The sequence below is a fragment of the Cobetia sp. SIMBA_158 genome, from assembly GCF_046566945.1.
In the GTDB taxonomy this organism is placed as follows: domain Bacteria; phylum Pseudomonadota; class Gammaproteobacteria; order Pseudomonadales; family Halomonadaceae; genus Cobetia; species Cobetia amphilecti.
Genome location: NZ_JAWJYL010000924.1, coordinates 1 through 244, shown reverse-complemented (window position 1 = coordinate 244; position 244 = coordinate 1). Strand labels below are relative to the sequence as shown.

Here is a 244-nt window from a genome sequence, read left to right as displayed (position 1 = left end):
AATTTAAACGCTGAATGGGGAGCAGGTAAAACCTACTTTCTTAAGCGTTGGTCACAAGAATTAATAGTAAATTATCCTGTAGTTTATATTGATGCATGGCAGCAAGACTATTCAGACGACCCATTTTTAACTGTAATTGCAGGTATCATCAAGCAGCTTCAACGTCAGGCTAAGTTTAATATAACTATTCCTAAGAGTGCAGTTTCTATGTTTAAGGCTGTTGCACCTGCTATTGCACAAGGCC

At 38.1% G+C, this 244-nt stretch carries 1 protein-coding gene; it reads left to right on the top strand.

The window, feature by feature from the left end; genetic code table 11:
- On the top strand, nucleotides 1-244 hold a 244-nt coding region (locus R2R70_RS22520; protein ID WP_410979275.1), incomplete at both ends, for a P-loop NTPase fold protein.